General features: G+C 64.8%; 14 protein-coding genes. 5 read left to right on the top strand and 9 right to left on the bottom strand.

Annotation, left to right across the window (positions count from 1 at the left end; translation table 11 throughout):
* On the top strand, positions 1–145 hold a 145-nt coding region (locus tag AC5P68_RS06555; protein WP_495216051.1), incomplete at its 5' end, for an integrase core domain-containing protein.
* Positions 146–260: 115 nt separating this feature from the next.
* Here AC5P68_RS06555 and AC5P68_RS06550 read toward each other — a convergent pair.
* The 4 genes from AC5P68_RS06550 to AC5P68_RS06535 all read right to left on the bottom strand — a co-directional run bounded on the left by AC5P68_RS06550 (position 261) and on the right by AC5P68_RS06535 (position 10818).
* The gene (locus AC5P68_RS06550) at positions 261–2363 is read right to left on the bottom strand and encodes a M13 family metallopeptidase (protein ID WP_138969941.1); all 2103 of its coding nucleotides are present in this window, start codon (positions 2361–2363) and stop codon (positions 261–263) included.
* A 170-nt stretch (positions 2364–2533) separates the two neighbouring features.
* Positions 2534–4561: an alpha/beta hydrolase family protein gene (locus tag AC5P68_RS06545; RefSeq protein WP_164133458.1), complete on the bottom strand. Its 2028-nt coding sequence runs from the start codon at positions 4559–4561 to the stop codon at positions 2534–2536.
* 91 nt (positions 4562–4652) lie between these two features.
* Complete coding sequence (locus AC5P68_RS06540) at positions 4653–7625, bottom strand: TonB-dependent receptor plug domain-containing protein (protein WP_049451979.1); 2973 nt, start codon at positions 7623–7625, stop codon at positions 4653–4655.
* Positions 7626–8010: 385 nt separating this feature from the next.
* Positions 8011–10818, bottom strand: coding sequence for a TonB-dependent receptor plug domain-containing protein (locus tag AC5P68_RS06535; protein ID WP_288416475.1), 2808 nt, complete (start codon positions 10816–10818; stop codon positions 8011–8013).
* Between the two features lie 214 nt (positions 10819–11032).
* Here AC5P68_RS06535 and apbC point away from each other — a divergent pair, with 214 nt between their 5' ends.
* Together apbC and dcd are read left to right on the top strand one after the other, a co-directional pair.
* Complete coding sequence (gene apbC, locus AC5P68_RS06530) at positions 11033–11887, top strand: iron-sulfur cluster carrier protein ApbC (protein WP_033834539.1); 855 nt, start codon at positions 11033–11035, stop codon at positions 11885–11887.
* 82 nt (positions 11888–11969) lie between these two features.
* Complete coding sequence (dcd, locus tag AC5P68_RS06525) at positions 11970–12542, top strand: dCTP deaminase (RefSeq protein ID WP_010483020.1); 573 nt, start codon at positions 11970–11972, stop codon at positions 12540–12542.
* A 106-nt stretch (positions 12543–12648) separates the two neighbouring features.
* Here the strand turns inward: dcd and AC5P68_RS06520 are convergent, their stop codons facing one another.
* Genes AC5P68_RS06520 through AC5P68_RS06510 form a run of 3 tightly spaced genes read right to left on the bottom strand, consistent with a single transcriptional unit; the run spans position 12649 to position 13922 of the window.
* Positions 12649–12816, bottom strand: coding sequence for a LiaI-LiaF-like domain-containing protein (locus AC5P68_RS06520; RefSeq protein ID WP_005410498.1), 168 nt, complete (start codon positions 12814–12816; stop codon positions 12649–12651).
* Between the two features lie 15 nt (positions 12817–12831).
* Entirely contained in the window at positions 12832–13254 is a 423-nt protein-coding gene (locus AC5P68_RS06515; protein WP_005410497.1) for an HIT domain-containing protein, read from the bottom strand.
* On the bottom strand, positions 13251–13922 hold the full coding sequence (locus tag AC5P68_RS06510) for a dienelactone hydrolase family protein (RefSeq protein ID WP_033834542.1): 672 nt from the start codon (positions 13920–13922) through the stop codon (positions 13251–13253). Before AC5P68_RS06510 ends, AC5P68_RS06515 begins: the two co-directional genes overlap by 4 nt.
* A gap of 204 nt (positions 13923–14126) precedes the next feature.
* Between AC5P68_RS06510 and rimO the strand changes: the two genes are divergently transcribed.
* Both rimO and AC5P68_RS06500 read left to right on the top strand, forming a co-directional pair.
* Positions 14127–15488 (top strand): 30S ribosomal protein S12 methylthiotransferase RimO, encoded by a 1362-nt coding sequence (gene rimO, locus AC5P68_RS06505; RefSeq protein ID WP_033834538.1) that lies wholly within the window; start codon positions 14127–14129, stop codon positions 15486–15488.
* The gene (locus AC5P68_RS06500) at positions 15485–16321 is read left to right on the top strand and encodes a DUF3025 domain-containing protein (protein WP_049403598.1); all 837 of its coding nucleotides are present in this window, start codon (positions 15485–15487) and stop codon (positions 16319–16321) included. Before rimO ends, AC5P68_RS06500 begins: the two co-directional genes overlap by 4 nt.
* 157 nt (positions 16322–16478) lie before the next feature.
* Here the strand turns inward: AC5P68_RS06500 and greB are convergent, their stop codons facing one another.
* Together greB and AC5P68_RS06490 are read right to left on the bottom strand one after the other, a co-directional pair.
* Positions 16479–16985 (bottom strand): transcription elongation factor GreB, encoded by a 507-nt coding sequence (gene greB, locus AC5P68_RS06495; protein ID WP_012480898.1) that lies wholly within the window; start codon positions 16983–16985, stop codon positions 16479–16481.
* Positions 16986–17063: 78 nt separating this feature from the next.
* Positions 17064–18569, bottom strand: coding sequence for a helicase HerA-like domain-containing protein (locus AC5P68_RS06490; RefSeq protein ID WP_005410492.1), 1506 nt, complete (start codon positions 18567–18569; stop codon positions 17064–17066).
* Positions 18570–18598 lie beyond the last annotated feature (29 nt).

Below are 18598 nucleotides of genomic sequence, written 5' to 3'. Positions count from 1 at the left end.
CGAGTACGCTTCGTCAGAGCAACGTGATGCCGTGCTGCCTGAATGGCTGCATTACTACAACTGGCACCGACCCCACATGGGGATCGGCAGCCAACCGCCTATTTCCAGAATCCCGCTGAACAACGTGGTGGGTTTACACAGCTAGCGGGGAGCGCCGAGATCATTGGATCCCCACCATGCGTGGATGAAAAACACCCCGGAAAAACAAAGGCCCGGGAATTCCCGGGCCTCTGCAGGTCTGCCGCGGCGTCAGCCGTGGCTTACCAGATCACCACCTGCTGGTCGCCGCTGCGGGCCATCGGCGAACCGGCCTTGCACTGGAACGCGGCCGCGAAAGTCGGCAGGTTCGACGGCGCACCCATGGCGCGGAACTGCGCAGGGGCGTGCGGGTCGGTCGCCAGGCGGACCTTGGCGTTCTCCGGGGTGTACTTGGTGCGCCACACGGTGGCCCAGTTGAAGAAGAAGCGCTGGTCGCGGGTGAAGCCGTCCACCTTCGGGTCTTCCTTGCCGGCGCTGGCCTTCTGCAGGGCATCGTAAGCAGTGGCCAGGCCGCCCAGGTCGGCGATGTTCTCGCCCAGGGTCAGGTGGCCGTTCACCGCCTGGCCGTCGACCTTGTACTGGTCGAACTGCTTGACCAGCTTGCCGGTCAGGCCTTCGAAGTTCTTCTTGTCAGCGGCGGTCCACCAGTCTTCCATGTTGCCGGTCGGCCCGAAACGTGCGCCCTGGTCGTCGTAACCGTGGGTCATTTCGTGGCCGATCACCGCGCCGATGCCGCCGTAGTTCAGTGCGTCGTCGGCCTTCGGATCGAAGAACGGCGGCTGCAGGATGGCGGCCGGGAAGACGATCTCGTTCTGCAGCGGGTTGTAGTAGGCGTTGACCGTCTGCGGGGTCATGCCCCACTCGGTCTTGTCCACCGGCTTGCCGATCTTGGACAGGTTGAACTTGTAGTTGAACTCGTTGGCCGCGCGCACGTTGCCCAGGAAGCTGTCGCGCTGGGTCTGCAGGCCCGACCAGTCACGCCACTTGTCCGGGTAGCCGATCTTCGGGGTGAAGGTTTCCCACTTGGCGATGGCCTTGGCCTTGGTTTCATCGCTCATCCAGCTCAGGCCCTGGATGCGGTCCTTCAGCGAGGCAGCCAGGTTCTTCACCAGCTCTTCCATCTTCGCCTTGGCTTCCGGCGAGAAGGCCACCTTCACGTACAGCTGGCCGAAGGCTTCACCGGCGTCGTTCTCGATGGTGCCCAGAACGCGCTTCCAGCGCGGCTTCTGTTCCTTCTGCCCGTTGAGGGTCTTGCCGTAGAACTCGTAGTTCTCCTGCACGAAGGCATCGGCCAGGTAAGGCGAGGCGCTGTCCACGGTGTGGAAGCGCAGGTAGGCACGCCACACCGACGGATCGGTGTCGCCCAGCGCCTTGCTCACTTCCTCATGGAAGGCCGGCATGGCCAGCGAGAACTTCTCCGGTGCGGCCACGCCCTGCGACTTGAAGAACTCGGTCCAGCTGAAGTTCGGGGTCAGCTTGTCCGCGTCGGCCACGGTGACCGGGTTGTAGTACAGCTCGACGTTGCGCGACAGTTCGACGCGCGACTTGGACGCCTTGGCCAGGCGGGTCTCGAACTTGACCACGTCCTCGGCCTGCTTGGCAGCGTCGGCAGCAGCGACGCCGGACAGCTCCAGCACCTTGGCGACGTGCGCCTGGTAGGCCTTCAGTTTGTCGGCGTTCTTGGCATCGGTGTAGTAGGTGCTGTCCGGCAGGCCCAGGCCGCCCTGGCTGGCGTAGGCCATGTTCACGGCCGAGTTCTTGAAGTCGGCTTCGGCGCCGAAGCCGAACAGAACGTTGTCACCCTTGGCGGCGCTGGAGCGCAGGTAATTGGCGATGGCCGCCTTGTCCTGCAGGCCATCGATCGCGGTCAGGTCGGCCTTCAGCGGCTCGATGCCCTGGGCGTTGATCTTGGCCTCGTCCATGCCGGTGGCCCACAGGTCACCGACGATCTTCTCGATGTGGTTCGGGGTCTTCACCTGCGCGACCTGTTCGGCCAGCTGGTGCTGCACGGCCACCGAACGCTCGTCGAGGATGGTGAACGCGCCCCAGCTGGTGCGGTCGCCCGGGATTTCATTGGCGGCCAGCCACTTGCTGTTCACGTAGTCGCCGAAGGCGCCGCAGGCGTCCTTGCTGGTATCGAGGTCGCTGGGCTGGAAGGCGTTGTAGGCCGGCAGCTTGCTCTCGTCCAGGGTGTACTGGGTGGCTTCGGCGGCAGCCGGCGTGGAGGCGATGGCGTCCTTGGCCGGGGTTTCGTTCTTGCCGCAGCCAACCAGCGCGGCCGAAACGGCCAGGGTCAGCAGCACGATCTTGGGAGTACGGGTCACTTTGATGGCCTCCAGGCCGAGTGAGTCAGGGAAGGGCCGCAGGGACGGCCGTGGGCCGAACGATACGCCGCCGGCCTGCCCTGCAAGGGTGTCGAAGGTCATGGCCGGGCGCAAGGGCCAGAACGAGCAAGGGCGCCCGGTGGGGCGCCCTTGCTTGGGTAACGCATCGATTACAGGCCGTCGCCGCCGCAGCCCTTGCCGAGATAGTCGTCGATCAGGTGCAGCTGGTCGGCCATGATCTTCCGAGTCCAGGCCGGACCGTGCGCATAGTCGGCGATGGCATGGAACTCGACCGGCTGCCCCGAGCTCTTGGCCTTGTTCACGAACCACTCCGATTGCTCGATGGGCACGGTACGGTCGCGGTCACCGTGGTAGACCATCAACGGAATCTTCATCTCGCCCGCCTTGTCCAGCGGGTTAAGGCCTGCAACGGTCGGCGCCTGCGCCTGGCGGAAGAACGGATTGGTGTAGAAGCGCGACCAGATTTTCTTGATGTCCGAGACGCCGGCGCCGGCAATCGCGCACTTGTACAGGCCGTTCGGGCGAACCGAGGCGGCAAACGCCGAGTATCCACCATAGGAGAAGCCGAACATGGCGATGTGACCAGGCCGGGCGATCTTCTGGTCGACCATCCACTGCGCGCCATCATCCTTGTCGTCCTGCATCTTCTGGCCCCATTCGGCGTCACCCGCCATCCACAGCTTGCGGCCCCAGTCAGCCGAGCCGCGGAACTGCGGGCGCAGTACGGCCATGCAGCGCGACGCCATCAGCGGCACCCACATCGAGCCATCGAAGTCGATCCCATCGCGGGCCCAGGGACCGCCATGCGGGTGCACGACCGCCTTCCAGGGGCCGGCGCCACACAGTTCGGTGTTGGGCGTGGTCAGGAATGCCGGGATGTCCAGCCCGTCGCGGGCCTTGTAATAGACCAGCTTCGTATCGCCCAGGGCCGCAGGCTGGATGTCCGGATAGGTCTTGGCCAGCAGGGTCAGCTTGCCGTTGCGCAGCAGGTGGTACTCGGGTGGGTTGGACGGGCCCGACGTGACCACCAGCACGGTGGACAGGTCGGGGGTGTAGTCCACCACCTGGTAGCTGCGGCCAGTGTCGTAATTGGTGGTGAAGCGCTGGCCATTGGCGGTGTCGACCATTTCCAGCGGTTGCTGCTGGATACCCAAGGCCTGGCGAAGGCCCTGGTCCAGCGCCTTCATTTGCGGCGACGTCCACTGCTGGTCGTCACCGCGCGGGCCCGCATAGCGGATGCCGAGGATCTCGCCGAACGGGATCGCGCCGTTGCGATAGCGGTTGATCGACATCGAGCTGGCGTTGAACAGCTTGTGTTCGTACAGCACTTCCTTCTGCTTGCGGGCGGCGATGTCGTACTCGTACACGATCGCCTTGTCACGGCCGACGTTGCTCAGCACGAAGGCGATGTTCGGGTCATCGGCAAAGCCGATCACCTGGTTGACGTCGCGGTTCTTCACATAGGAGCGGAAGTGCTCTTCCCACGCACCGCTGCCAGTGTTGCGGAACTCGGTAGCGACATAGGCGCCGGTTCCGTCCACGTCCTGGCGCAGGCGTGCACGCAGCTCGCTGTCCAGGTCGGTGACATAGCCGGCCACACGTTCCTCGGTCTTCTGCACGCGCTGCGAGGTGAAGCTGCGCAGGTCGACCTTGTAGACATCGCCGGAACTGCCGCCACTGCCGTTGATCACCAGAATGTGGTCCGGATCATTGGGAAGCGTGTCCAGCACCGTCGGGTTGGACAGCGCCTGCTCGAGTTCCTCGCTGCGGCTGCTGGCACGCGGCGGCGTAATGGGCTCTTTCCACTGCTTGCCCTCGATGTCGGTGATGAAGAACTTGCTGACGAAGGTCTTGGTCACGCGGTCGGTGCGCAGGTCGAAGGGCTGCCACAACACCACCGCCAGCTGCCCGTTCTTGATGAACGAGACGCTCTGGAACTTCATCCGGTTGGCGCCGATCACCGTCGGCGGCTTGTCCAGCGCATCGGTACGCCAGACCACGATCACGCGCTCTTCGCCATCGGCGCGCAGGCCGGCGATGTGCTGGCCGTCCGGTGAGAGCGACAGGCTGGAGATGGCAGGGAAGGCCGCCAGTTGTTCGACGGTTGGGGCGACAGGTTTGGCATGTAGCCAGGGGGAGATGCCGGCCAGGGCCGCCAGCAGCAGGGTTCGCTTCATTGCTTGCCTCGATCTCGGGACGATCCCGGCGCAAGGCCGGGGCCGGAAACGAAACCGCCGCCCCGAAGGGCGGCGGTGGGTGACAACAGGATCAGAACGAGCGGGTGATGTTCACGAAGTACGTGCGGCCGAAGTAATCGAAGCCGCTGTACAGGGGCGCGTTGCCAACCGTGCTCAGCACGCCCTGCGAAATGGTCGGCGGCTTCTTGTTGGCAAGGTTGCGCACGCCGCCGGTGACCGACCACTTGTCCGCTTCATACTGCAGCGAGGCTGCCTGGATGAAGTAGTTCGGGGTGTACATTTTGTACTGGCTGGTGGCCGGATCGAACAGGCCCGGGTTGCGCTCCTCGTAGTAGGCGTAGCTGTCCATGTTGTCGATCCAGTCCAGACCGTAACGGACGCGCCAGTTCTTCCACTTGTAGTTCAGGTCCAGGGTGGCGGTGTTTTCCGGCGAGCCGATCATGCCGGCCGAGTCGACCTTCGGATCGTCCGAGAACAGCTGGCTGGTCTGCTCGAAGTAGTGCGTGCCCTGCAGCGTGGCACGGAACTCGCCCGGGCCGATGTCACGCACATAGCGCAGGGTGAAGTCCAGGCCGCGCACCTTGTTGGTAGAGACGTTGATGAAGCCGTTGGTGACCGTCAGCTGGTTGGTCTGCGGGTTGCGCTGGATCAGGCGGCACAGGCCGTTGCCCGCAGTGAAGTCTGCGGTGGAGCTGCCGTAGCAGTTGCGCAGGATGGCGGCGCCGCCTGCGTCCTGCACACCGTTCTCGACCTTGATGTCGAAGTAGTCCAGGGCCAGCGACAGATCGCCGAAGGCTGGGCCGAACTCCGGCTGCAGCACCACGCCGAAGGTCTTGGCGGTGGAGGTTTCAGCCTTCAGGTTGTTTTCCGCGCCGCCCTGGGTGTAGACGGTGATGCCTTGCAGCTGGGTGAACTCCGGATCCAGGCCCAGCGACGCGCAGTTCTGGTAGCGCATCGATTCCGGGCGGGCCTCAATGTAGTTGTCGCAGGGGTCGGACGACTGCGGCAGGAAGCCGGTGGTGGCGCCCAGGAACTGCTCGAACAGGGCTGGTGCGCGGTACGAGGTGCCGTAGGATGCACGGAACGACAGCCACTTCACCGGGGTCCACAGGGTGCCAATCTTGTAGGTCTCGTCGGAACCATAGGACTTGTAGTCGGTATAGCGGCCGGACAGGTTGACCGACAGCTCCTCAGCGCCGGTAACACCGGACAGCAGCGGCAGTTCCAATTCGCCGTAGGCTTCGAACACCGAGTCGCTGCCGCGGGTCGGCGAGGAAGCGGTCAGGTTGTACAGGTCCTGGTCAATGGAGTACTGCGACGGGCTGTCGTCGATGCGGGCCTTGCGGTACTCCACACCGAACGCGCCGCCGGCCGAGCCATACGGCATGTCGAACAGCGGGCCATTGACGTTGAAGTTGACCGTGGTTTCCTTGTACAGCGTGTTGCCGGTGACCGGGACGAACACCCAGTCCTTCCAGTCCTGCGGCAGGCGGCCGCCGATGGTGTTGTTGTTCACCGGGGGGGCGGCGACGCAGCCGTTGGAGGCGTCACGGCAGACGAAGCCACCGGCCCCGTTTGAGACCACGTCCAGGCTCTGCGCCAGGCGGCTGGTCAGGAAGCTCTGGAAGGTGTAGTCCGCATCGCTGCGCGAATGCATGATGTTGAAGTCGTAATTCCATTCCGAGCTCAGGTGGCCACGCAGGCCGGCGTTAAAGCGCAGGAAGTCGACCTTCTGCTTGCTCTGGTCGTTGCCGAAACCAATGAAGGCACGTACGCCCATCGGCACGCCATTGGTCTGGTCGGTGGCCGGGCCCGCAACGCTGTCGCGGAGGTTGGCCGGGATAAGCGGATTACCCACTGCATAGTCCAGGGTCAGCTGGCGATAGCCGGTCTGGGTCGACTTGCGGTGGTTGCCGAGGAACTCGTAGTACAGCTCAGCGTCGCCCAGTGCGTTCAGGTCGAAGCCGCCCTGGAAGTAGGCGGTGTGGGTCTTGACCGGCGAGATCAGCGACTGGTTGAGCATCTGCGGGTCGAAGGTGTCGCGGTTCAGCGCACCCACGCCTTCGTAGCCAACCAGGCCGGTGGTGACCGACGAATTCGGGCGCCAGCGGTTGAAGCGGGTGCCGCTGCCCCCCGGCGCGGCGACGCCGGTACGGGTGTTGGTGCCAAGCGTGTTGATGGTCACGCCGCCGCCGTCGAGGGTGTAGCACTTGGACTTGCCGGTCAGCGGATCGATGAAGTCGCCGCTGCCCCAGTAGTCGCCGGCATCGATGTCGCGATACTTGTCGGTGGCGCAGCGGGTCCAGTCGCGGTCGCCAAGGTTAAGTGCGTTGCGCACTGTGTACTCGTACGAACCGGAGAAGTGCGAACGCTCGCCGGTGGTGCCGAAGGTCAGCGCATAGCGACGTTCGTCGCCGCCGCCGCCGTCGGTCGCATTGTGCTGGCCTTCGAAGGTGACGCCGTCGACCTTCTTCTTGGTGATGATGTTGATCACGCCCGCGACCGCGTCGGAGCCGTAGATCGAGGAGGCGCCGTCCTTCAGGATTTCGACGCGGTCGACGATCGAGTTCGGCAGCACGTTCAGGTCCGTCGAGCCGACCGAGCCGCGCGAACCGGCCGGCGAGACGCGGCGGCCGTTGAGCAGGATCAGGGTGCGGGTCGGGCCGAGGCCGCGCAGGCCGAGGGTGTTGGCGCCGGGGCCGCCGTCGGTGACGTAGCCACCGTAGGCGTTGTTGATCTGCGATGCACCTGCGGTCACCGCGGTGCTCTGCAGTGCGGCGGTGGTCGAGTTGAAGCCGGCCAGCGTGGTTTCCTCACGGGTCACGACCTGGACCGGGGACACCGAGTTGAACACGTCGCGGCTGATGCGCGAGCCGGTGACGGTCACCGTGTCCAGGTTGGTTGCCTTCGACTTGGCCGCTTCCTCAGCGGTCTGCGTCGCGGCGCCATCTTGGGCGATCGCCGGCGCCGCTGCGGCGAGCAGCACGGCGGTAGCGAGGGCAAAGCTCAGCGGATGCCGGCCGAGCGACTTGCGATTGATCATCTGAAATCCCCTTGAATCCAATGATTGCGTCGTACACCGGGGACTTGCCTTGCGGGCGTCTCCGTGTGCCCCGTGCCCGGTCCCGGCAGTACCCTGCCGCCTCCCGGCGTTACCGGCTTCACCTGCCGGTAACTCGAGATTAACACGACATTAACTGATGCTGTCAAACGTTCATAAGGGAGTCATCAAGCTGTGGTCAGGAGCCTCTTCGCTCTCCGTGTACTTCGATCTAAATTGATACAACCTATTGATTTTTATTGTTTTGTTCGAGTGTCGCTGAACATGTCTGGATGCTGAATGATTCCTGCCGGCCCGACGCAGCCCAAAAAAAAGGCCCCGCCGAAGCGGGGCCTGGTCCAGACACGAAGTCCGGGAAACGACGGGATCAGAAGTTGTACTTGACCTGGGCCGAGATCTGGCGGCCGTAGACGCTGTAGAAGCCGTCATTGAACGGGGTCGATTCGTTGCCCGGGTAGTTGTAGCGCTGGCCTTCCGGCAGCTTGTTGAACACGTTGTTGACCATCAGCGACAGGACCAGATCGTCCTGTGCCTGATAGTTCATGCTCAGGTTGTACGTGGTGTACGAACCCCACTTACCGGCCTTGGCACCGGAAGAGTGGACATAGCCGTAGCTGCGGCCGGTGTAGGCCAGGTAGTTCGGGGTGCTGCCGACGTAGTTGGCGTACACGGTGGTGGTGAACTTGGCGATGTTCCAGGCCACCGACAGATCGCCACGGACCTTGGCGAAGTTGTCGTAGTACCACATGTTGTACGGATCGCTCAGCAGGTCGAGCTTGGCGGCGCCCGGCATCGGCTGCACTTCACGCTTCAGCATGTTCGTGTAGTTGCCGGAGAACATCAGCGAGCCGAAGCGACCGATATCCTGCTGGTACTTGGCCGCCACCGTCACCGCTTCCAGGTTCTGGCTGGCGACGTTGAGCTTCGGCGTGTACACGCGGGTCAGGTTGCCGCCGGCATCGCGCGACACCCAGTCGGTGACGTTCTGGCAGCTGGCCGAGGTATTGTTCGGCAGGCCGTTGTGGCACTGGTACTCGGCCAGCAGCAGCTGGTCGGTGCTCAGGGTCTTGACCTCGTTCTTGATCTTCCAGTTGTAGTAGTCGGCCGACAGCGAGAAGTTGCTCACCGGGGCCCACACCACGCCTGCGCTCCACACGTCGGCGGTGATCGGCTTCAGGTCCGGATTGCCGGACTTTTCGCTGTACACCGAGGTGTTCTTGTAGAACGAGCAGGCCTCGTCACGCAGGCCGTAGCCCAGCTGGCTGCAGCGGTAGTAGTCGTTCTGGCCGGACGAGTACGAGCCGCTCATGCCCTGGAAGGCATCGGACAGGGTCGGTGCACGGAAGGCGGTGCCGTACTTGCCGCGCAGCAGCAGGCTCTCGATCGGACGGAATTCCAGACCGATGCTGTAAGTGGCCTTGTCGACGGTCTTGTCGGCGATCTTGAACGCGTCATAACGGCCCGAGGCGCTGACGGTCAGCTTCTCCAGCAGCGGCATGCGCAGTTCGCTGGTGACCGCGTAGTTGCTGCGGTGGCCGGCGCCCGCGACGGCGGTGGTGCCCCACACGTTGCCGTCGACGAAGGCCTGGTCCGGCGAGTAGTCCCAACCTTCGCTGCCACCTTCCAGCACTACGGCCAGGCCGGCGTCACCGCCCGGCAGGCTGAACAGCGAGCCATTGGTCACCTGCACGCGACCAAGGTTCTGCCAGGTCTTGCTGCGGTGGGTGCCGTAGCCGGTGAAGCTGGCGAACTGGTCCGGGGTGATCGGCGAGTAGAAGGCAGCGTAGTTCGGGTTGTAGATGCCGAACGTGGCGGTCGGGTCCTTCGGGTCGGTGTAGGTGCCCAGGCGCGGGCCCAGCACGGTCCGGCCGAAGAAGTCCTCGATCTTGTCCTTCCAGCGCACGAAGCGGTTCTGGTCCAGGCGGTACTCGCCACGGGTGAAGCTGGCGCTGTAATCCCAGTCGCCGACCATGCCCTTGCCGCCCAGGGTGACCTGGTAGGCGCGGCTCTCATCGGAGTTCAGGATGTTGTTGTAGTCGCCCGCGCCGATCTCCTCCGGCGCGAAGGCGCGCTGCAGGTTCACGACCTTGCCGGCGCCCTGGTCGTAGAAGCCACCCATGACCGACTTCGTGCCCCACCACAGGGCGCTGGAGCCGGAGGTGAACTCGGTCTTTTCCTTGCTGTACAGCACGTCGGCGAACAGCTGGAAGTTGTCGTTCACGTCGAAGGTCATCGACGAGTAGAACTGGCCGCTGTTCTTGCCGTTCTTCAGGGTCTTGTAGCCGGCGCTGTACACCGAGCCGCAGGACTCGCCCGACGCGCGCTTGCCGACGACGGTGGTGCCGTCGTACAGGCCTGCCACGTTGGCGCAGCGGCTCGGGTCCATCATCAGCAGCTTGTTGTCTGCATTGGTGATGACGGCGAAGTCGTTCGACGGCACCTGCGCGGTGTAGCCGACCGGGTTGTTCTGCTTGGTGATGTCACGCTGGTAGCCCCAGATCGGGCTGCCGTTCTCGATCTGCACGTTGACCAGGGCGTGGAAGCGGTCGTCGAACGCGTTGAAGCCCTTGGCTGCGCTGAAGCGGATGTTGCTGCCGCCGCCTTCGGTGTAGGTGCCGCCACGGACGGTCATCGTACCGCCGTCCATGCGCTCCTTCAGGATGATGTTGACCACACCGGCGATCGCGTCCGAGCCGTACAGCGAGGACTGGCCACCCGGCAGCACTTCGATGCGCTCGACGATGTCGATCGGAATGCCGCTGATGTTGTTGAAGGTGTCGCTACCGTTGTACAGCGCCGGATACGAGAGCATCGGGCGGCCGTTGATCAGGTACTTGGTGTAACCCGGGTTCAGGCCGAACATGCCGGCTGCTTCAGCGCCCTGGGTGAACGAACCCGAGGTCTGGCCACCCTGCAGGCCGCCGGTGGTCAGCGAGGACTGCTGCAGAACTTCAGCAACGCTGCTGAAGCCGCGGGTCTGGATGTCTTCGGCGGTGATGGACATCACCGGGGTCTGGGTTTCAACCTGGGTCTGCGGGATCAGCGAACCGGTGACGGTGATCTTGTCCAGGTTGGTCGCCTTGTCCTGGGCCATTGCCGGGGCGGCGGCCATCAGAGCGGAAATCAGGGCGACGGCGAGCGTGTTGCGACGTGCGGTGTTGCTTACGTATTTCATGTAGTTCCAATAAAGAGCAAAAAACAAAAATCGGCACTGCGCATGCGCCATCGTGCGCGCTGGAAACCAGCTCCGCAGCCCAAAACAGTGCTTCAGGAACGTAACATGAACTTAACAATCTGTGCACGAATCTGTAGCAATCCTGAATTTCAGTCAGGCTACGTCCAGCTTGTATGATGTTGGGTTATTCCCCCTGATACAGCTGGTGCCCGTTGTGAACAGTTCCCCCCGCCGCCCCCATGCCAGCCAGGTCCAGAAGGGACTGACGCCACATGCCCGCATCCGCAATGTCATCGCGGTCGGCTCCGGCAAGGGCGGCGTGGGCAAGTCGACCACCGCGGTCAATCTGGCCGTCGCGCTGCAGCAGCTGGGCGCACGTGTTGGCGTGCTGGACGCGGACATCTACGGCCCCAGCGTGCCCGCCATGCTGGGCTTGTCCGGGCGGCCGGAAAGCCCCGACAACAAGAGCATCGAACCGCTTCGCGCGTTCGGCGTGGACACCATGTCGATCGGCTACCTGATCGAAGAGGACACGCCGATGATCTGGCGCGGTCCGATGGCCACCTCGGCAATGACCCAGCTGTTCAACGACACGCTGTGGGATGACCTGGATTTTCTGCTGATCGACCTGCCGCCGGGCACCGGCGACATCCAGCTGACCCTGACCCAGAAGATTCCGCTGGCCGGTGCAGTGATCGTCACCACGCCGCAGGACATCGCCACGTTGGATGCGAAGAAGGCGCTGAAGATGTTCGAGAAGGTCGAGGTGCCGGTACTGGGCATCGTCGAGAACATGGCGGTGCATACCTGCAGCAACTGCGGGCATGTCGAGCATCTGTTCGGCGAGGGCGGTGGCGAGCGCATGGCCGCGCAGTACGGCGTGCCGTTGCTCGGTTCGCTGCCGCTGCAGATCGGCATCCGCGAGCAGGGCGATGCCGGTACCCCGATCACCGTGGCCCAGCCGGATTCGGTCCCGGCCCAGGCCTACCGCCATGCCGCGCAGCGCCTGATCGAGGAAGTGGGCAAGCGCCCGCGGGCGTCGATCCCGATCCTGTCGTCGCTGCTGTAGCACCTCGGCGGGGGGAGGGGCGCCGGCGACGCCCGGCCCCCTGCTAGAATCCTCGCGCCCCCTCGTACCCCCAGGACAAAGCATGAGCATCAAGAGTGACCGTTGGATCCGCCGCATGTCCGAGCAGCACGGCATGATCGAGCCGTTCGAGGCAGGGCAGGTCAAGCAGGCCAACGGCGAGCGCATCGTCAGCTACGGCACCTCCAGCTACGGCTACGACGTGCGCTGCTCGCGCGAGTTCAAGGTGTTCACCAACATCAACTCGACCATCGTCGATCCCAAGCATTTCGACCCGGGCAGCTTCGTGGATATCGTCGGCGATGAATGCATCATCCCGCCGAACAGCTTCGCGTTGGCGCGCACCGTGGAGTACTTCCGCATCCCCCGCGACACCCTGGTGGTGTGCCTGGGCAAGAGCACCTACGCGCGCTGCGGCATCATCGTCAACGTGACGCCGCTTGAGCCGGAATGGGAAGGCCACGTCACCCTGGAGTTCAGCAACACCACGCCGCTGCCGGCGCGCATCTACGCCAACGAAGGCGTTGCACAGATGCTGTTCTTCCAGGCCGCGGCCGATGACATCTGCGAGACGTCGTACCGCGATCGTGGCGGCAAGTACCAGGGCCAGACCGGTGTGACCCTGCCGCGGACCTGAAGATTGCAGGCGGTTTGTGGAGCCGAGCCATGCTCGGCTTCAAGGCGGGGCAGCCGAGCATGGCTCGGCTCTGCATGAACGAAGGCGGCGCAATGCGCCGCCTTCGTTATTTTCCGCGCCCGAACAGCATCGCGATCCCGACACCCACCAGCGCCACCGGCCACCAGGTCAGCAGCAGCTTGGACAGGTTCAGGTGCGTCCAGCCGAGGTTGCTGGCGAGCATGAACAGGCCGATCAGGATCAGCAGGATGGCGGCAACGAGGTTGAATCGCATCGGGTCGGCGAAGGCTCAGGTGTGGGCCGGATATCCTAGCCGTTCCTTCCAGTAGGCGACATGCTGGTCCAGTGCGGCCGCTTCGTAGCGGTGCGCAGGACCGCTGCCCCAGACCGGGCCCGGCCAGGCCGGATCACCGTCATGGCGGCCGATCACGTGGAAGTGCAGCTGGCGCACGATGTTGCCCAACGCGCCGATGTTGATCTTCTCCACCCCGTCGGCGCCCTTCAGGGCCTTGCAGGCGCGATTGAGCTCGGTGCGCAGCTTGTCCTGCTGCTCGCCGTCCAGCTCGATCCACTCGGTGACCCCGGCCAGGCGCGGTACCAGTACCAGCCACGGGAATCGTTCGTCGTTCATCAGCCGCACTTGCGACAACGGTCCTTCGGCCACCAGCACGCTATCGGTGGCCAGGCGTGAATCGAGTTCGAATTCGCTCATCCAAGATGCTCCGAGAAGAAGTCCAGGGTGCGTTGCAGCGCCAGGGCGGCGCTGTCTGGATCATACGCATGTCCGACCTCCCGGTTGAAGGCGTGGTCGGCCGGATAGACGAAGGTGGCCATCTGCGGCAGCTTTTCGCGGTGGGCCTGGACGGCCTCCGGCGGGATGCTCCTGTCCTGGGCGCCGAAGTGGAAGATCACCGGCGCCTTCGGCGTCTCATCGAGGAACTGGACGTTGCGCGCACCGTAGTAGCTGACAGAAGGCAGGCCCAGGCGCACTGCGGACAGCATCGCCACCGTACCGCCCCAGCAGTAGCCGACGGTGCCGACCTTGCCGTAGGGGGCCAGCCGGGTGGCTGCCGCGCGGACCACTTCCAGCGCCCGTTCCATGCCCAGCGCGGCTACCCGTTCCAGCCCCTGCTTCACGCCGTCGGCGTCGTAGGGCAGGGCATCCGGATCGGCCTCGGGTCCATCGACCAGGTCGAAGAACGACGGTGCCAGCACCGCATAGCCCTCGGCGGCGAAGCGCTCGGCCACGCTGCGGATGTGCGGGTTGGCGCCGAAGATTTCCTGCACCACCACCAGCCCGCCGCGCGCGGTGCCCTCGGGGAGTGCCTGCCAGGCCCGTACCGCGCCGTGGTGCGTATCCAGGGTGATCCACTCGGCCATCGTCATCTACTCTCGTTGCAGGGACAGGACTGCATTGTCGGTGCTGCGCCGGTTAGCGCGGTGTCAGCGGCTGTGCGCGATCGGGCGGCTGGCCGTTCAGAGCGAGGTCGCCAACCCCGGTATACTGGCGCCCTTTCAGGCCCCGGCCCCCAGGAACCCCTGCCATGCCGGCAGGGGCCCAGGCCCCCAGAGTCCCGCGATTCCATGTCCCAGCTGAACCCCAAAGTCGGCTTCGTCAGCCTTGGCTGCCCGAAGGCCCTTGTCGATTCCGAGCGCATCCTTACCCAGCTCCGCTCGGAAGGCTACGACATCGTCCCGTCCTACGATTCGGCCGACGTGGTGGTGGTCAACACCTGCGGCTTCATCGATTCGGCGGTGACCGAGTCGCTGGACGCGATTGGCGAGGCGATGAACCAGAACGGCAAGGTCATCGTCACCGGCTGCCTGGGCAAGCGCCCGGAGCAGATCCGCGAGGCGTACCCGAACGTGCTGGCGGTGTCCGGTCCGCAGGACTACCAGAGCGTGATGGAGGCGGTGCACGAAGCGCTGCCGCCCAAGCACGATCCGTTCGTGGACCTGGTGCCCGACTACGGCATCAAGTTGACCCCCCGCCACTACGCCTACTTGAAGATTTCCGAAGGCTGCAACCACAAGTGCAGCTTCTGCATCATTCCGTCCATGCGCGGCAAGCTGGTCTCGCGCCCGGTCGATGAGGTGCTGCGTGAGGCCGAGCGCTTGGTGCGTGGCGGTGTGCGCGAGCTGCTGGTGGTGTCGCAGGACACCTCGGCCTACGGCGTGGACGTGAAGTACGCCGAGAAGATGTGGCGCAACAAGGCCTACCAGACCCGACTGAAGGCATTGTGCGAAGGCCTGTCCGAACTCGATGCATGGGTGCGCATGCATTACGTCTACCCGTACCCGCACGTGGACGAGGTAGTGCCGCTGATGGCCGAGAACCGCATCCTGCCGTACCTGGACATTCCGTTCCAGCACGCCAGCCCACGCATCCTGCGCCTGATGAAGCGCCCCGGCGCGGTCGAGAAGACCCTGGAGCGCGTGCAGAACTGGCGCCGGATTGCCCCGGACATCACCGTGCGTTCGACCTTCATTGTCGGCTTCCCGGGCGAAACCGAGGCCGAGTTCGAAGAACTGCTGTCGTTCCTGGACGAAGCGCAGCTGGACCGTGTCGGCGCGTTCGCCTATTCGCCGGTCGAGGGGGCCACCGCCAACGACCTGCCCGATGCCGTGCCGGAAGAAGTGAAGCAGGAACGCCTGGCACGTTTCATGGAGAAGCAGGCGCAGATTTCCGCCGCGCGCCTGGAAGCCAAGATCGGCACCGTGCAGCAGTGCCTGGTCGATGCCATCGAAGGTGACATCGCGGTGGCCCGTTCCAGGGCCGATGCGCCTGAGATCGACGGTCTGGTGCACATCCAGAACGCCGATCAGGTGCCGCTGCGCGTGGGCGAATTCGTCGACGTGGAAATCACCGAGAGCGACGAGCACGACCTGTATGGTGACGCGCTGGCGACCGCTACCCGCCCGGCATTCGACCTGAAGATGCTGTGACCGCAGCGACGACCGCCGCCGGTGACGGCAGCGGCGCCCGCCGCTTCATGCCGCCGCCGCGTGCGGCGGTCGATCCACGGGTGTTCGCGCACCCGCTGTTTGCCGGCTTGCAGGACTTCCGTGATCTGCTGGACGGTGCGGCATGGCCGTCCATCGCTGCACTTGATGCGCGGCTCGCGCTGCCCGGCAAGCGCTTGGTCGAACAGGACGCCGCGCTGCTGGCCGACGGCCTGCATTACGAAGCGCGCATCGCGCAGGGGCATATCGCCACCCGTGCCGGCAACTGGCACGACCTGTTCAACGCGCTGGTATGGGCCTCCCATCCGCAGCTGAAGCGTGCATTGAACGCGCAGCAATGCCGGCATATCGATGCCATGCCGCCCGGCCAGCGCAATCGCGCACAGGCGGCGCTGACCCAGTTCGATGAAACCGGCGTCATCGTGCGCGCGCGCGATGAGGCGGTGCTGCGCGCGTGGGACCGGCATGACTGGCCTGCATTGTTCGAGCCGTCATGCTGGCAGAGCGGTGACATCGCCATCGCTGTGGTGTTCGGGCATGCGCTGATGGAGCAGGCACTGCTGCCGGGGCGATTGCTGGTCGGCAAGTGCGTGGTGGTGCACGGCGAAGTCGATGATGCCTGCGTTGACGCAGTGACCGCGGCCATCGCCGAGGGCAGGGCAGTGACCGATCCCCTGCAGTTGCGTCCGCTGCCGCTGGCGGGAATCCCGGGCTGGCACCAGGGACAGGATGCCGCCTTCTATGCAGATGCCGCGTACTTCCGCCCGCTGCGGGCCGGCCGCCAGTACCCGCCGCCGTTGCACGGATCTATGTAGAGTCGACTGTCAGTCGACTGCTCTTCGTTCCGAGGTCGTGAACGCCCGACAGAAGGCTTCGGCGAGTCATCAACCGCGATGAGGAGCGCGGTGCGTTTACCGTCCGGCTGCGGAGGTTTGTGCCGCGCTTGGCGCGGTAGTCGACTGACAGTCGACGCTACAGCGGTTCGTATTCCACGCTGATCACCGCGAAGGTGAACTGGCCGCCGGGCAGTTCCACCGAAAATTCATCATCCAGCCGCTTCTTCAGCAGCGCACGCGCCAGGGGGGAATCGATGCTGATCCAACCCAGCCCAGCATCGGTCTCATCCGGCCCGACAATGCGATAGCGGCTGGTCTCACCGCTGTCCACGTTCTCCAGTTCCACCCATGCGCCAAAGAACACCGCCAGCGGATCGGTCGGCGTGGTATCGACCACGCGTAGCGATTCCAACCGCTTGGTCAGGTAGCGCACACGACGGTCGATCTCGCCCAGCTGCTTCTTGCGATAGGTGTACTCGGCGTTTTCCGAACGGTCGCCTTCCGCAGCGGCCGCGGCCAGTGCCTTCACCACCTCGGGGCGGCGCACACGCCATAGGTCATCCAGTTCGGCCTTCAGCCGGGCGTGGCCGGAGGCGGTGATCAGGGCGGTACTCTTTTCTGCAGGGGGACGCCAACGCGACATGTGGTGCGACTTCTTTTCAGGGGAACGATGGGGTCGGATCCTTTTGCAGGAAAGGGATCCGACCCCAGTAGTTGCAGATCAGCGCTTGCCGCCGAAGATGCCACCCAGGATGCCACGCACGATCTGGTTGCCCAGCTTTGTGCCGACGGTGCGCGTGGTCTGCTTGGCCATGGTCTCGATCATGCCCTGGCGGCGCTTGGTGCCGAAGATCGCATCCTTGATCGCCTGGCCGAAACCGCCTTCCTGCGCTTCGTCCTGCTCGCGACTACGCGCGGCCGGTGCCTGCGCCTGTTCGACAGTCTTCTGCGCACGCTGGGCCAGCAGTTCGGCGGCCGATTCACGGTTGATCGCGGTGTCGTAGCGGCTGCCGACCGGGCTGCCGGCACGCACCTGGGCACGCTCGGCCTCGGTGATCGGCCCCATCCGGCAGCGCGGCGGCGCGATCATCGTCTGCTGCACCGGCATCGGCACACCCTTGTCCTGCAGCGTGGACACCAGCGCTTCGCCGGTACCGAGCTGGCTGAGCACCTTGGCCACGTCCAGCTTCGGGTTCGGCACGAAGGTCTCGGCAGCAGTCTTCACTGCCTTCTGGTCGCGCGGGGTGAATGCACGCAGCGCATGCTGCACGCGGTTGCCGAGCTGGCCGAGGATGTTGCCCGGCACGTCATCAGGGAACTGCGAGCAGAAGTACACGCCCACGCCCTTGGAGCGGATCAGGCGCACCACCTGCTCGATGCGCTGCACCAGCGACGGCGGTGCATCGTCGAACAGCAGGTGCGCTTCGTCGAAGATGAAGACCAGCTTCGGCTTGTCCAGGTCGCCCACCTCCGGCAGCTGCTCGAACAGCTCCGACAGCAGCCACAACAGGAAGGTGGAATACAGCTTCGGCTTGAGCACCAGCTGGTCGGCGGCAAGGATGCCGATCATGCCGCGGCCGTCGTGATTGACCCGCATGATGTCGGCCAGTTCCAGGGCCGGCTCACCGAAGAAGTTCTCGCCGCCATCCTGCGCCAGGCGCAGCACCGACCGCTGGATCGCAGCGATGGACTGCGCGCTGACCAGGCCGTACTCGGTGGAGATGTCCTTGCGCTCCTCGGCCACCAGGCCGAGCAGCGCGCGCAGGTCGTCCATGTCCAGCAGCAGCAGGCCACGGTCGTCGGCCAGCTTGAACACGATGTCGAGCACGCCGGACTGGGTGTCGTTCAACTCGAGGATGCGCGCCAGCAGGGTCGGGCCCATCTCGCTGACCGTGGTGCGCACCGGGTGACCCAGCTTGCCGTACAGGTCCCAGAAAATGGTCGGGCTGGCGGCCGGTGCGTAGTCGGCCACGCCGATCTCGGCGGCGCGCTTGAGGAGGTTCTCGGCGCCGGTGCCGGGCACCGCCAGGCCGGACACATCGCCCTTCACATCGGCCAGGAACACCGGCACGCCCAGCCGCGAGAAGCCCTCGGCCAGGGTCATCAGGGTCACGGTCTTGCCGGTACCGGTGGCGCCGGCCACCAGGCCGTGGCGGTTGCCGAGTTTCGGCAGCAGGGTGACGGCCACATCGTCGGTGATGCCTTTGCCGAGCAGAATCGGATCCATGGTCCAGCCCTTGTGGTGAATAGCCAATG

The organism is Stenotrophomonas sp. YJH_SMC_58, from assembly GCF_059369635.1.
This window is presented reverse-complemented; position numbering and strand designations above follow the sequence as displayed.